Below are 12,953 nucleotides of genomic sequence, written 5' to 3' on the forward strand. Positions count from 1 at the left end.
GCCGCACCTGTCACCGTATCGGGAACCTCGGGGCCCCGACCGTGCCTCGGGCGTTCGCGATCGGAGCGTGCTTGATGGGGTTTCTCGAGCCCGACCTGCCCGTGGTCGACCTGGCGGAATGGAGCAAGGGCACGCGCGGCGAGCGCATCCGTCCCATGGCCCGGCACTGGGCCGAGGTGGGCTTCGGGACACCCGTGGTGCTGCACCTGTTCTACGTCGGCAAGATTTGTCTGTATGTGCTCGGCGGCCTGCTGGTCGCACTGACCACCGCGGGCATCGACGGATTCACCAACGTCGGCGCCTGGTGGGCGGAACCGATCGTCTTCCAGAAGATCGTGCTGTACACGCTGCTGTTCGAGGTGGTGGGGCTCGGCTGCGGCTTCGGCCCACTCAACAACCGATACTTCCCGCCGCTGGGCTCAATCCTGTATTGGCTGCGCCCCAATACTATTCGGCTGCCACCATGGCCGGATCGGGTACCGCTCACCAAGGGCGACAACCGCACCCCGGTGGACATCGCTCTGTACGCGGCGCTGCTGGCGACGACAACGGTCGCCTTGCTGTCCGACGGCACCGGCCCGATGCCGGAACTGGACACCACCGTGGGATTGTTGCCGCACTGGCAGGTCGCGACGATTCTCGGCCTGCTGGCCGTCATCGGCCTGCGCGACAAGGTGATCTTCCTGGCCGCCCGGGGCGAGGTCTACGCCACGCTCACCGTCGCCTTCCTCTTCCCGGGAGCCGATTCGATCGTCGCCGCGAAAGCGGTTTTCGTCGTGATCTGGATGGGCGCGGCGACGTCGAAGCTGAACAAGCACTTCCCTTTCGTGGTCTCCACAATGATGTCCAACAGTCCGGTGTTCCGGCCGAAACCACTCAAGCGCGCGTTCTTCGAACGCTTCCCCGACGATCTGCGGCCGGGGCGGTTGTCCCGCGTCTTCGCCCACGGCGGCACCGTCGTCGAGATGTGCGTTCCGCTGGTGCTGTTCTTCTCCCCCGGCGGGTGGCCGACTGCCGTGGCGGCGTTCGTCATGGTGTGCTTCCATCTGGCGATCCTGACCGCCATTCCGATGGGCGTGCCATTGGAATGGAACGTCTTCATGATCTTCGGCATCGCCGCGTTGTTCGTCGCGCACGCCGACCTCGGCCTGAGCAGCCTGCGAAATCCGGTACCGGTCGCAGCGCTGTTCGGCGTGACCGCGAGCATCGTGATCGCCGGGAACCTGTTCCCGCGCAAGATCTCCTTCCTCCCGGGCATGCGGTACTACGCGGGGAACTGGGACACCACGATGTGGTGCATCAAACCCTCGGCCGCGCAGAAGATCGGCACGAGCATCGTCGCCATCGCGAGCATGCCGCAGGCGCAGCTGGAGCGGTTCTACGGGAAGGACCGCGCGCAGATTCCGATGTACCTGGGATACGCCTTCCGTGCCATGAACACCCACGGCCGCGCACTGTTCACGCTCGTCCACCGCGCCATGCCGCCCGGCCGCGAAGACGAGTACACCATCACCGACGGCGAACGCATCTGTAGCACCGCCGTGGGCTGGAATTTCGGCGACGGCCACATGCACAACGAACAACTCATCGCCGCCATGCACCGACGCTGCCACTTCGAACCCGGCGAAGTGCGCGTGGTCCTCCTGGACGCCCAGCCGATCCACAAGCAGACCCAGCAATACCGCCTCGTCGACGCGGCCACCGGAGAATTCGAACGCGGAGAGGTGAAAGTCGCCGACATGGTCACCCGCCAGCCCTGGGCCGACGATGTACCGGTGCGCGTGCACTACAGGGCCGGCGAAAAGGGCTGACGCCCTTCGTTCCTCGGCTTTCATTCCCTCCGAGCATTGTTCGGGAGAAATCTATAGCTAGATGCGCATATCCACGTAACTGCATCATTGACTATCTACGGAAATCGGGTTTCCGGCGCGGATCGAGTCAGTTATCCACCTTCGGAGGAACTTCACGGCCCTCGCCGCAGGTCCGCATCTCCCCGCCGCCCATCGACCAACGCGTGGATCGCGGCTTCCTCGACGCGCTCCCCCACCCAGGTGAGGAAAGCTCGAACGTCGGTCGCGGGCAGCGGAAGCGCTGCCGAGCGTGGGCGCTGGAAGCTGCGCAGCGCGGTTTCGACGAGGGGGCGGAAATTCTCCTCGGATGTAGCGATCATCTGTGCCGCTTCGCGTTTGGCCGACCAGCGACCCGTGCGGCAGAACGCTGCCGTCCGGCAGCCGTTCAGCACCCGGTTGTCGCCCAGATGCCCCGCTCCCCCGGCGTGCTCCCGGACCGAGGCCCGCATCGCCGCGTACAGGTCGCGCTCTGACGGTGCCGCGAGGACCTGCCGTACGGGGGTGCCGTACAGGAGACGCCCGGCCTGGTGAGCGATGGAACGATCGATGACGTACCAGAAGTCCGATGATTCCGCCGGATCGAAGCTGACGCGGTTCGGCAGCATCGAGCCGGTATTGAGGTCCATGAGGTAACCAGCCGCGCCGGATGCTTCGGCGACGAAGTCCGCGCCGTAGACCACCAGCTCCAGCCCGGCCGCCGGGCAGGGCAGCGAGGCGTGGGCGAGCGATTCGGCCAGTTCCCGCAGTACCCGCACGGGGATCGATGGGTCGGCGACGATGGTCACGTCGACGTCGCTGCGCCCGTGCCTGTAGTCGTCCAGCGCGATCGACCCTACCGCGAAGACGCTGATCAGATGACCTCCACAGACGGCGTGGGCGCGACGCACGAGACCATCCAGATAGGGACGCAACTCAGCCGGCAGGGAGTGCGAATCCATCAGGGCATCGGTCATGCGGGCCAGTATCCGCCACGCTCCGGTTCCGGGCCTACCGTCTGCCGCCGATCCGGAGTCCAGAGGGAGGATCGGGCGGCCGGCGGCTCGCGCTCGCTCCTCGTGCGTCAGTGCGGCAGGTCCAACCCGTCGGCCAGCACCGGCCACGAATTCTTCAGCGCCTCTTGCCAATAGCCCCAGGAATGGGTGCCGGTGGGCTGGAAATCGTAGGTGGCGGGGATACCGAGGGCATTCAGGCGGTCGCGCATGTTGTGGGTGCACCAGTTCACCGCGGCCTCGATCACGCCGCCCAGCACCAGCTGATTGAGGTAGCCGCGCGGTCCCGGCTGGGCATATGCGCCGTTGTAAGTGTCATACATGCCCGGCACTCCGGTCCCGGTCGACAGGAACAGGCGTATGCCACGGAGCTGATCGGCGTGCAGGTACGGGTCGTTGGCCGCCCACATCGGGTCGTCTGGCGGGCCGTACATGTTCTCGGTGTCGCCGCCGCCCCAGCTCTCGACTGCCAGTTTCACGAACTCGCGGCCGATCGGGTCGCTGATCTGCGCACAACCGCTGTACGCCGCGACCGCTCGATACAGACCGGGTTTGGCGATCGGCAGCTGCAGTACCGAGGTTCCGGAGGTGGACAAGCCCGCGATGGCGTTCACGCCCGTGGTGCCGAACTCGGCGTCGATCAGCGGCGGCAACTCCTCGGTGAGGAACGTCTTCCACTTGTACACACCGAGTTTCGGGTCCGGGGAGCGCCAATCCGCGTAATAGCTCCAGCGGCCGCCGACCGGCTGCACGACGTTCACGTCTTTGCCCGCGAGGAAGCCCAGCACATCGGTGTTCTTCTGCCAGGTCGCGCTGTCCTGGCCACCGCCGCCACCGTTCAGCAGATACAACGTCGGCCGCGGCACCGAACGGTCGGCCGGGCGCAGCACCTTCACCATGATGTCCTGCCCCATCGCCGCGGAATGCACCCGCAACTGCACGGTCCGGTCGTCCTCCGCCCACGAACCGGTGATCGACGGCGAGTCGGCGCTCGCGGCCGGTGACGCAACGATCACCCCAGCGGCCAGGGCGGACACCGCCGCCAGCACACCGAGTGCGTGCACCCCGTAGCGGGAGACCACCTTGATCCTTGCCCGCACCCTGCCCGAATCGGCAACAGCCGCAGCCGCGAGCCCTGCGCCAACGTGGATACTTCGTTTCATCGCTTGCTTCCTCCACAACCACAGCGTTCGTCCGCCGGCTCCGTCGTAGCGGCTCGACGCGCCGAAGCTCGGATAACGCTAGAACCGAGGAAGGCATGGCGCCCTGCCGGTGAGAGTGGTCTGGACACCTCACGAATCGGACCGCTCCCGCTAGGTGCGGGACACAGCACAGGCGCGCTTGCCTGCGACAGCCGCGTCCGGCGAAACCGGCACACGCGCCTTGCCCCTTCCACGGCGATCCAGCCGTCATCCGCCACCCTCGTCCAACGAATCCGCAGGCGCCCAGCGGCCGAGTGGAGCCACGCCGTTCTGGTCCATGAATTCCAGCACGTCGCGACGCTGGGGTTTGCCGAGCTTCGGATGTAGACGGTCCAGCGCGGCCCATTCATCGGAGGATCCGGTCGCGCCGCGCGGTATCGCCTTGACGATCTGCAGGCAGATATTGCGAATCTCCGCCCTGTTCTGCATGTGTTCGCCGATCCGTGCCGCTTCTCCGAACCGCCCGAGATCGACCAGGTGCACGGCGATCTGTTTCTGCTTGACTTGCGCGGCCTGTGCCGAGATCGCGATCGCGATCAGATCATCCAGGCGATCACGAGCGATGAGTGCTCGAACGTCACCGGCCCGCACATTGGTGTGATTCGCGGTGACGGTGCGTTGCAGCCGTTCCAGGGTGCGCTCCAGATCCGCTACGGCCTGCCGCTCACGGATGCGCGGAATCTCCCTGACCATCTGGTGCGCCACAGGAGTCACACCGGAGGTCGGTTCGCACCCGGTTCGGTCGGCGATGGTGCGAAGAAAGCGGGTCAACGACGATACGTCGAGCAGGTCGACAGTTTGGAATGCGCGCATCGGCTCCCACAACTGGTCGACACCGACCTCGAGGAGCAGCGGTGTCGTCGGCTTACCCTGCATCCAGAAGCATGCCCATTCGGCCGAGACCCAAGGGCGGTGCACCGACTCCGGGGTGATGACGGTGAACAATTCGTCACTGTTCTCGACACCCAGCTTGATCTGTTCGATCCACGGGAGACCGTGCGGCGCGTCGTCAGGGAGGAGGAAGAACTCGACCCCGAGATCGTGTTCCAGCAGGCTGCGCAAGTACCTGACCACTCCGGCGTCGTAGCTCGTGTGGCTGAGGAATACCCTCATTCCGCTCCCCCCGCGCGGTTCGAGCGAGGTATCCGAGGCTCGGAAAACCCCCGCATCCTGTTCGATCCGGCTCGCCCGCTCACATCGAAGCGAGCCGCGGGATCGCCTCACATCATGACACGAGACCGCAAATGGCGATGGAAAGTGCAGACTGTGCCGGGACTTGGTGGCGGAGAACCTACGAGCTGTTCGGCGAGACGGTCCGGCAGGTCCACTCGAATACACGCGCGCGGCCTATCGCGGTACCGCGAAACCGTGGTGTCGGAATGAAGTGCTCGTAGCCGCCACGATAGGGGATCTTGATCTCAGCGGTCGGCGCAAGCGGCAGAGCGTGTTCGGCCAGACCATCCGGTCCGCCTTCGAGATAGATGTTCACTTGTGGCATGGCGTGCCTCCCCTTGACGAAACAACGCACATGGGCCCTGACGATATGTCCGGCGGCGTGGGGCATCCCCGGCGCCAGGAAGGCGGAATCCGGGGATGCCAGGTCGGCTATTCGCGACTCCTTCCGGACTATCTGCGGACGTCGGCGGATGGTCTCAGATGCACCAGACCACGCTGCCCAGGGGGAAGCAGATTGCCACTGATCCCCATCCTGATCCTGTTACAGGAACGACCGCTGTGGATGTCGAACTCGCGGGCGCCGTTCCAAGGGGGGTGGCCGAAGCCGCCGGAGCTGCAAGAGTGGCCAGGGGCAAGGCAACAGCGGTTGCGACGACGAACTTGCTCATTTTGCTGGACATATTTGTTCCCTCGATATCGAGTGATTGGTTCGATGCGCGTACATTCCGGCCGACCAGCGATGTGGTGCCGTCGAACCGACGTGACGGCTAGCGGGTGAGCAAAATCTGCCGAGGCAGACAGTGCCCGGCTGCGCCGACCATGACGCGCTTGTTTTGTTCTCGACCCCGACCCAGTTGTTGTGGTCTCGCACGGCGAGCGTCAACTGTGCGGTGAAATTGCCGAACCACACCCTGTGCAGGATGGTCCGGCGCCAAGCCCTATCGCGACTGCGTCGACCTGGCAGCTTCGACACCGGTGCTCCGGCCGAAGCGAACCTTTTCCGCGACGATGAGGAAAGGACGTGATTCAACCAGGTTACTGCGATCGGCCGGAAGCCACTAGAGAACGGGATGCACCAGATGCCGGGAGTCTCCGTTTCGGGGCCCTATGGCCCGGCCGGGTGAGATCCGCTCACCGGGCGAGGCCGATGAGTGTCCGTAGGATCATGAAGACGGCGGCCAGGCCGAAGCAGGCGAGTCCGACGACCCAGACAGTGAACATCTGCCGCATCGGTATCAGGTTGCCCACCCATCCGGCGTCCAGGTCGGCGATGTCTTGTTGTGTTTCGAATGCCGCGCCGTGTGCACCCCAGGTGCCGGCCGCGAGTTCGTTCTGTTCGAAACGCTCCAGCCAGAGCACATCCTTACGAGCGGCGAGGCGATGGCTCGCCATCAGCATGATCGAGATGACCGACACATTCAGCGCGAGCAGCGAGGAGGCGATCCGCGCGACGGCGTCGTTGCCTGCTCCCATCGAGATACTGAACAAGAAGGCCTGAGCTGTGAGGCTGACGGCAGGTACCTGCCAGAGCAGGTTGTCGTGTTGCAGATGTCGGTCCGCAACCGCCTGATAAAGCATTTTCAACTCGGGCGAATGCCGCGACGGTGACTCGTTCATGAAAGCTGCCGCCGAGATTCACCGCGCTCGTCGCGCTGCTGGTCGATCAGTCCGGCGCGAGCCAGGAGTAAGCCGCTGACCACGAGCACCCACAACGGGAACACCAGCGTCACCCACCGGTTCATCTCGCTGGCGACCAGCAGCGCCACTGCGAGCAGGTAGCTGAGACCGACGAGCCAACGGGGCATCAGCCTGGTCTTCGCCCAAATCGTCGCGAGCGAGATCATGAATACCGCGGCCATCCGCAACGCGTAGGTTTGGCTCGCCGAAACCACCACCATCCTCCCGAAGTTGATCACCTCGGCGCGGGCGCCCTGGTCGGTGACGCTGTCGTTGCTCATCACCAGGCCCGCGGCACCAGCGGTCGCGACGAACATCATCGCCAGGAAGAGCAGTCCGCTGCCCAGGAATACCGACAGGAAGAACCGGTCTTCATACTGTCCGAACCCGTCGCGCACGACGCCGATAAACCACAGAAAGCTGATTCCGGCGAAGGGCATCAGCACTGTCGCCGTGGTGATCACGCCGTGCCGATCCTGTAGCCATTGCGTCGAATCCTCGGGGTGCTCCGGCATGGTGAGCCGAATCGAGACCAGCGTCGTACCGAGCAATACCGCGAAGACCACCCCGGCCGATGCGGCGGCTCGCGGCGTTGACAATCGACGCAGGGGCGGCGCAGGCTTGGTGTGTTGCGACAGAGTCGGCATGAGGCCATCCTGCCAAAATCGGATGCCGGCCGACGTAATTTCGCGGGTGCGGCGATGCGAACGCCGGGCCGTGTCACGAATCGAAAACGATTTTCGACTTCTGAGCTTCGGTTGGCTCACGCAGCGAAGGTAGGTGCACAATATGCCAACCGCCGATCAGGACTGGAGCAAACCAGCGGCGCTGGCCATTCCAGCAGAGGGCTACTTCGAACTGCAGCGCGGCCGATACGGTCCCATGTATCCACGAACTCCGGCCTGCTATGGGTTCTCGATAATCGCCAAGGTGAAACCCGGCCGGGAAGAGGCCATCCGCGCGCACGGCAAGCAGATCGAAGACGCGGTAGCGGCAAGCCCGGACGTACTGGCACCGTTGCGGCTGCACTACCTGCGGTGGCTGCTGTTCGACGTCGGTTTCGGACTGTATTTCCAATATCAGGGCATCTTCGATACCGACTTCGACAAGTACACCGAAGACGCCGTGATGCTGTTCACGCAGACCGGTATAGACACCGTTTTCACCAACCTCGAGGGATTCCCGGAGGATTGGAAGGAAAATCCGGACGCGTTCGTCGAATTCGTTCGTAAACATCAGTTTCCGAGTTTCCTCGAGTACGGCGAATACCCTTACGTCAGCGCTGAGGAGATCAAGAAGGCGCTGCGGTTGAAGGCGGCGTTCTCCGACATGCTCGATCAGATGCAGTGACCCGGCGCCATGCTCGAACTCGACGACATTCAACACATCCTGCTGACCCGCACCCCAGCGGTGACCGGCCGCTATGAGTTCCTGTCCTTCGACGACCCCGTCGGAGGCCGGGCCTGGTTGACCGCGCTGCTGGACCGGGTGCAATCGGCCGCGGACGTGCGCGCCACGATGGACAGTTCGCAGCGCTGGGTCACACTGGCCTTCACCTGGAACGGGCTGCGGGCGCTCGGGGTACCGGAGCAAGCACTTGCCACCTTCCCCGACGAGTTCCGCGAAGGCATGGCCGCCCGCGCCGACATCCTGGGCGACACCGGTGACGCTCATCCCGACAACTGGGTGGGCGGGCTGGCCGGTGACGACCTGCACGCCATCGCAATCCTGTTCGCCCGCACCGAGGCCGAACGACAGCGGTGCACGACCGAACACGACAAGCTGGTGGCCGACTGTCCGGGTGTGCGCGTGTTGTCGTTCCTGGATTTGAACGCGACACCGCCGTTCGACTACGCCCACGACCACTTCGGATTCCGCGACCGGTTGTCCCAGCCTGCGATCGAAGGATCCGGGGACGACCCGACCCCCGGCTCCGGCGCGCCGTTGCAGCCCGGTGAATTCATCCTGGGCTACCCCGACGAGGAAGGGCCGCCCCGCGGGCAGCCGCAGCCGGAGGTCTTGTCCCGCAACGGCAGCTACATGGCCTACCGGCGGCTGCAAGAACACGTGGGCGCATTCCGGGAATTCCTGCGCGAGCACGCCGACACCCCCGACGGGCAGGAACTACTCGCCGCCAAACTCATGGGCCGGTGGCGCAGCGGCGCCCCGCTCGTGCTTTCGCCGGACCGCGACGACCCCGAGCTGGGTGCGGATCCCTCACGCAACAACGACTTCAACTATAAGGAGATGGACCCGCACGGTTATGCCGTGCCGCTGGGCGCGCATGCGCGGCGACTCAATCCGCGTGACACCGCGGTGCATATGAACCGGCGCAGGATGATTCGTCGTGGCGCCACCTACGGGCCCGCGCTGCCAACGGACGCCTCCGACGACGGCGCGGACCGAGGTATCGCCGCCTTCATCATCTGCGCCAGCCTGGTTCGCCAGTTCGAGTTCGCCCAGAACGTCTGGATCAACGACAAGTCGTTTCACGAACTCGGCAACGAGCACGATCCCATTTGCGGCACCCAGGACGGCACCCTGGAGTTCACCGTCCCGAAGCGGCCGATCCGCACGGTGTTCGCGAGCCTGCCCGCGTTCACCACACTCAAGGGCGGCGCATACTTCTTCCTGCCCGGTATCAGCGCCCTGCGCTACCTGGCCGGGCTCGACAGCCCAGAGGTGACCTCATGAGCAGTCTGCCGACGGCACGCACCTACAACCAGAGCCACATGTCGCGCAAGGCCGACGGGCGGCGGCGAATCAGCATCTACTGGACGTGGAGTTACCCGTGGGAAGCCCAACGCGACCCCGCCGAAATCTACAACCGCTTCTCCACGATGACCGAAGTCCGCAACGCCACGTGGCCGGCCTACGAGACCCCCGACTACGACAGAGCGCATTTCCTGCAGGGCATCGCAGGCACCCTCGAGCTGTTCCACCGCTCGACATTGGATTTCCAGCAGCTGGCCGAGGAGGCCACCGGTCATCCCGTCGCGGTCTTCCAACGCATCGACCAAGCCGGTTACACACTGCCCATCGACGAACGCATCCTGGCCGACACCGACACCCTGATGATATTCGGGCTCGACCACATCCTCTCCGAACAGCAGGCCGCACCCGAGGAGAGCGACGCCATCGGTGAGTGGCTGCGACGCGACGGCACCTGCCTGCTGCTCGCGCCGCACCACGACGTCGGCTTCAGCGACGACAACGCGCAGCGACAAATCGAATACCGCCATCACGGCGATCCACTGGTGCCCCGCCAGCAGCGATTCGGCCAGTACACGCGCTCGCTGATGAAAACGCTCGACGTGCCGATCCACAACACATGGGGCCTACGCCCGGCGGTCGTGAACGGCACCGATCAGATCTCCCCGGTCACCGCGTACCGCGACCTGGACACACCCCGGCTCCTCGACCAGGTCACCACATTCAACTTCCATCCCCATCTGCCGCACTACCAACTCACCGCACCCGAAAGCCACTCGCTCCGTGTGCTGGCCCGCCAGCGCGTCGACCCCACCCGTCCCCACCCCTTCACCACCGCTGGCCACACCGAATTCAACGCCCTGATCTGGATGCCGCCCACCGGGCGACGCACCGGCGACATCGTGCTCATCGACTCCACCAACTTCACCACGCTCTTCGGCGGCACCGACAGCCTCAAACACCTCTGGCACAACCTCGCCACCATGAAATGACCACGACCACCCCGGCGAGGAGGCTCGTTGTGAACAACCCGGACGCGATGGAAGCGTTGTGCGCCGACCCGATGCAGATACTCGACGGAATGTCGCCACATGTGTGGCACGGGCCGACAGCCAGTGAGGATTGGTGGGCCTAAGTCGTTGGTCCCGCGACCATGACAGTCGATCGCCAGGGCAGGCGGGTAACGCAGACCGGCTCGATCTTCACGGTCGCGCTCTCGGGAAGATCAAGACTCAGTGGCAGCTGACATCTTGGGTTTGGGCAAAAGGCGCCTGATCGGGACTGCTCGACGACGATCCCCCGCGACCGGCGCGCTGATGGGAAGTACAAGCGCGGCCATGGGCGCGGCGTCGGCGATCCCCCATGAGTGCGGTGGTGAAGCGCCGACGACCCGATCGCCAGTTCCAGTACCACCAGGTGTAGGGACACCACGTATAATGATGAAAATCTCAAGTATGAGAATCTCGTCGTCAAGGACGATTGATGCGCTCATCACATGATGAGACCATCAGGAAGAAAGGGTTGTGACATGTCGCTGGACCGGATCGACGTCCACCAGCACTTGGTGCCCCCCGTCTACCGCGAGGCGCTCGGCGCACACGGCATCGCGGCGGCAGGCGGCCGGGATCTGCCGGACTGGAGCCCGGCGGCGGCCCGGGACATGATGGCCGGCGTCGGGATCGGTTCGTCCGTACTGTCGATCTCGACACCGGGCACGGCCTTCCTCTCCGATCCGGTCGAGGCAGCGCGTCTGGCACGGGCGGTCAACGACTACGCCGCCGAGCTCTCCGCCGCCGCGCCGCAGACCTTCGGATTCTTCGCCACCGTCCCCCTGCCCCATCTCGAGGCGGCCACCGCCGAGACCACCCGTGCCTTGGACACCCTGGGCGCCGACGGTGTAGTGCTGTTGGGCAACTCGCGCGGGGTGTACCTGGGCGAGGAGGGTCAGGACGATCTGTTCCGGGTGCTGGACGAGCGCTCGGCGGTGGCTTTCGTACATCCGGCGGACCTGCCCGGTCCCGCCGTGCCGGGCGTGCCGCCCTTCGCCGCGGACTTTCTGCTGGACACCACGCGCGCGGCGTATCTGCTGGTGCGCAACGGAATCCGCGAGCGCTTTCCCAACATCCGGTTCATACTCAGCCACGGGGGTGGATTCGTCCCCTACGCCTCACACCGGATGTCGCTGGGTATCTTCACCCAAACCGGCCGCAGCCCGATCGAGGTGCTCGACGAGTTCGCCGGCTTCTACTTCGACACCGCCCTGTCTTCGAGCGCGGCGGCGCTGCCGACCCTGCTCGCGTTCGCCGAGCCGGGCCACGTGCTCTACGGCAGCGACTGGCCCTTCGCGCCCGAACCCGCGGTGCACTACTTCGATGCCGGGCTGGCCGGATACCCCGGCTGCGACGAGGCGACCCGCCACGCGATCCACCGCGCGAACGCCACCGCCTTGTTCCCTCGTTTCGGCGCGACGCCGGCGAACCCACCCGAGTCGCCGTTGCTCACCCGACTGCGCCGCGAGGCGCGAACCCGCCTGTTCCGGGCCGTGGCCCGGGCCGCCAACCGCCGCTGACAATCCCGGCCCCCGCTGCCCGGGCGTGGCACGAGTTCGAGGCGGCTGGGCGCGCCGCTCAGATCTGCGGGATGTCGGGAAGGTCGCCGGAGCTGAGACGCTGCGCGGTCCGCTTGTTCATCCCGAACATGCGCAGCATGCGGTAGGTCATCTCGTCCGACAGCGCGCCGGCGTCGGCTGCCGGGTCGGCATCGAGCAGTTGCAGCAGCCCCAGCATCGCGCCACCGGCGGCCATGACGGCCAGGTCCGGATCCATCGGCTCGAACCGGCCCGCCTCCTGGGCGGCGCGGATGTCGCGGCGGGCGCGTGGCGCGAGGCCCTCGTCGCGCAGCATCACTGCCATGCCGGAGTTGAGCACCACACGCACCATCTCGGGGATGCGCCGCTGCAACCGACCGGTCATCCGGAAGCTCACGGCGAACACTTCGGCCGGGTCCTCGTAGAGGGCCACGATCTTGTCGCGCATTTCACTGTAGACCTGCAGCGCCGAGCGAACCGCCTCGTCGAAGAGCTGGTCCTTGGACTCGAAATGGTTGTAGAACGAGCCGAATCCGACGTCGGCGGCCTCGGTGATCTCCTGGATGCTCACCACCGAACGCCCCTCGGACAGGAACTTGCGCGCCGCACCGAGCAGAGCGTTGCGGGTGCGCTCACGGCGGCGATCGGTGCGGGTAGGCACCACTGGTTCGGCAGTCATCAGACCTTCCCCTGTTCGTTCTGGAGAAATCATAACTGAGGAATCAGTCAGTTACGATTCGCGAGGCAAAACAGATTCTGA

At 65.3% G+C, this 12,953-nt stretch carries 12 protein-coding genes; 5 read left to right on the forward strand and 7 right to left on the reverse strand.

The window, feature by feature from the left end; translation table 11 throughout:
- The first annotated feature begins 74 nt into the window (after positions 1-74).
- Positions 75-1,811, forward strand: a complete 1,737-nt coding sequence (locus tag ACGF7Y_RS27700) for a DUF3556 domain-containing protein (RefSeq protein ID WP_393238500.1) — start codon at positions 75-77, stop codon at positions 1,809-1,811.
- 152 nt (positions 1,812-1,963) lie between these two features.
- On the opposite strand, the gene ACGF7Y_RS27705 is transcribed toward ACGF7Y_RS27700, so the two are convergent.
- From ACGF7Y_RS27705 to ACGF7Y_RS27730, 6 genes are all read right to left on the reverse strand, one after another.
- Positions 1,964-2,803: an aminoglycoside adenylyltransferase domain-containing protein gene (locus ACGF7Y_RS27705; RefSeq protein ID WP_393238503.1), complete on the reverse strand. Its 840-nt coding sequence runs from the start codon at positions 2,801-2,803 to the stop codon at positions 1,964-1,966.
- A gap of 107 nt (positions 2,804-2,910) precedes the next feature.
- Entirely contained in the window at positions 2,911-4,002 is a 1,092-nt protein-coding gene (locus ACGF7Y_RS27710; protein ID WP_393238506.1) for an alpha/beta hydrolase, read from the reverse strand.
- Positions 4,003-4,248: 246 nt separating this feature from the next.
- Positions 4,249-5,154, reverse strand: a complete 906-nt coding sequence (locus ACGF7Y_RS27715) for a toll/interleukin-1 receptor domain-containing protein (protein WP_393238509.1) — start codon at positions 5,152-5,154, stop codon at positions 4,249-4,251.
- Between the two features lie 178 nt (positions 5,155-5,332).
- The gene (locus ACGF7Y_RS27720; RefSeq protein WP_393238512.1) at positions 5,333-5,530 is read right to left on the reverse strand and encodes a DUF5988 family protein; all 198 of its coding nucleotides are present in this window, start codon (positions 5,528-5,530) and stop codon (positions 5,333-5,335) included.
- An 818-nt stretch (positions 5,531-6,348) separates the two neighbouring features.
- A complete protein-coding gene (locus ACGF7Y_RS27725) occupies positions 6,349-6,834 on the reverse strand; it encodes a hypothetical protein (RefSeq protein ID WP_393238515.1) in 486 nt (161 codons plus the stop codon).
- Entirely contained in the window at positions 6,831-7,541 is a 711-nt protein-coding gene (locus ACGF7Y_RS27730) for a hypothetical protein (RefSeq protein ID WP_393238894.1), read from the reverse strand. The genes ACGF7Y_RS27725 and ACGF7Y_RS27730 overlap by 4 nt, the downstream gene beginning before the upstream one ends.
- Positions 7,542-7,683: 142 nt before the next feature.
- Between ACGF7Y_RS27730 and ACGF7Y_RS27735 the strand changes: the two genes are divergently transcribed.
- The 4 genes from ACGF7Y_RS27735 (at position 7,684) to ACGF7Y_RS27750 (ending at position 12,175) form a co-directional block, all read left to right on the forward strand.
- Complete coding sequence (locus tag ACGF7Y_RS27735; protein WP_393238518.1) at positions 7,684-8,244, forward strand: hypothetical protein; 561 nt, start codon at positions 7,684-7,686, stop codon at positions 8,242-8,244.
- 9 nt (positions 8,245-8,253) lie between these two features.
- The gene (locus ACGF7Y_RS27740) at positions 8,254-9,588 is read left to right on the forward strand and encodes a Dyp-type peroxidase (protein WP_393238521.1); all 1,335 of its coding nucleotides are present in this window, start codon (positions 8,254-8,256) and stop codon (positions 9,586-9,588) included.
- Complete coding sequence (locus tag ACGF7Y_RS27745; RefSeq protein WP_393238524.1) at positions 9,585-10,598, forward strand: hypothetical protein; 1,014 nt, start codon at positions 9,585-9,587, stop codon at positions 10,596-10,598. The genes ACGF7Y_RS27740 and ACGF7Y_RS27745 overlap by 4 nt, the downstream gene beginning before the upstream one ends.
- Before the next feature lie 542 nt (positions 10,599-11,140).
- A complete protein-coding gene (locus ACGF7Y_RS27750) occupies positions 11,141-12,175 on the forward strand; it encodes an amidohydrolase family protein (RefSeq protein ID WP_393238897.1) in 1,035 nt (344 codons plus the stop codon).
- Positions 12,176-12,233: 58 nt separating this feature from the next.
- Here the strand turns inward: ACGF7Y_RS27750 and ACGF7Y_RS27755 are convergent, their stop codons facing one another.
- Entirely contained in the window at positions 12,234-12,872 is a 639-nt protein-coding gene (locus tag ACGF7Y_RS27755) for a TetR/AcrR family transcriptional regulator (protein WP_393238527.1), read from the reverse strand.
- Positions 12,873-12,953 lie beyond the last annotated feature (81 nt).

This window comes from Nocardia sp. NPDC047654, assembly GCF_043205035.1.
Lineage (GTDB): Bacteria > Actinomycetota > Actinomycetes > Mycobacteriales > Mycobacteriaceae > Nocardia.

Excerpts from the sequence above, each read along its gene's own strand:
- ACGF7Y_RS27735 (WP_393238518.1), top strand. The coding sequence starts at position 7,684 with ATGCCAACCGCCGATCAGGACTGGAGCAAACCAGCGGCGCTGGCCATT.
- ACGF7Y_RS27740 (WP_393238521.1), top strand. The coding sequence starts at position 8,254 with ATGCTCGAACTCGACGACATTCAACACATCCTGCTGACCCGCACCCCA.
- ACGF7Y_RS27755 (WP_393238527.1), bottom strand. The coding sequence starts at position 12,872 with ATGACTGCCGAACCAGTGGTGCCTACCCGCACCGATCGCCGCCGTGAG.
- ACGF7Y_RS27725 (WP_393238515.1), bottom strand. The coding sequence starts at position 6,834 with ATGAACGAGTCACCGTCGCGGCATTCGCCCGAGTTGAAAATGCTTTAT.
- ACGF7Y_RS27715 (WP_393238509.1), bottom strand. The coding sequence starts at position 5,154 with ATGAGGGTATTCCTCAGCCACACGAGCTACGACGCCGGAGTGGTCAGG.
- ACGF7Y_RS27700 (WP_393238500.1), top strand. The coding sequence starts at position 75 with ATGGGGTTTCTCGAGCCCGACCTGCCCGTGGTCGACCTGGCGGAATGG.
- ACGF7Y_RS27745 (WP_393238524.1), top strand. The coding sequence starts at position 9,585 with ATGAGCAGTCTGCCGACGGCACGCACCTACAACCAGAGCCACATGTCG.
- ACGF7Y_RS27710 (WP_393238506.1), bottom strand. The coding sequence starts at position 4,002 with ATGAAACGAAGTATCCACGTTGGCGCAGGGCTCGCGGCTGCGGCTGTT.
- ACGF7Y_RS27730 (WP_393238894.1), bottom strand. The coding sequence starts at position 7,541 with ATGCCGACTCTGTCGCAACACACCAAGCCTGCGCCGCCCCTGCGTCGA.
- ACGF7Y_RS27705 (WP_393238503.1), bottom strand. The coding sequence starts at position 2,803 with ATGACCGATGCCCTGATGGATTCGCACTCCCTGCCGGCTGAGTTGCGT.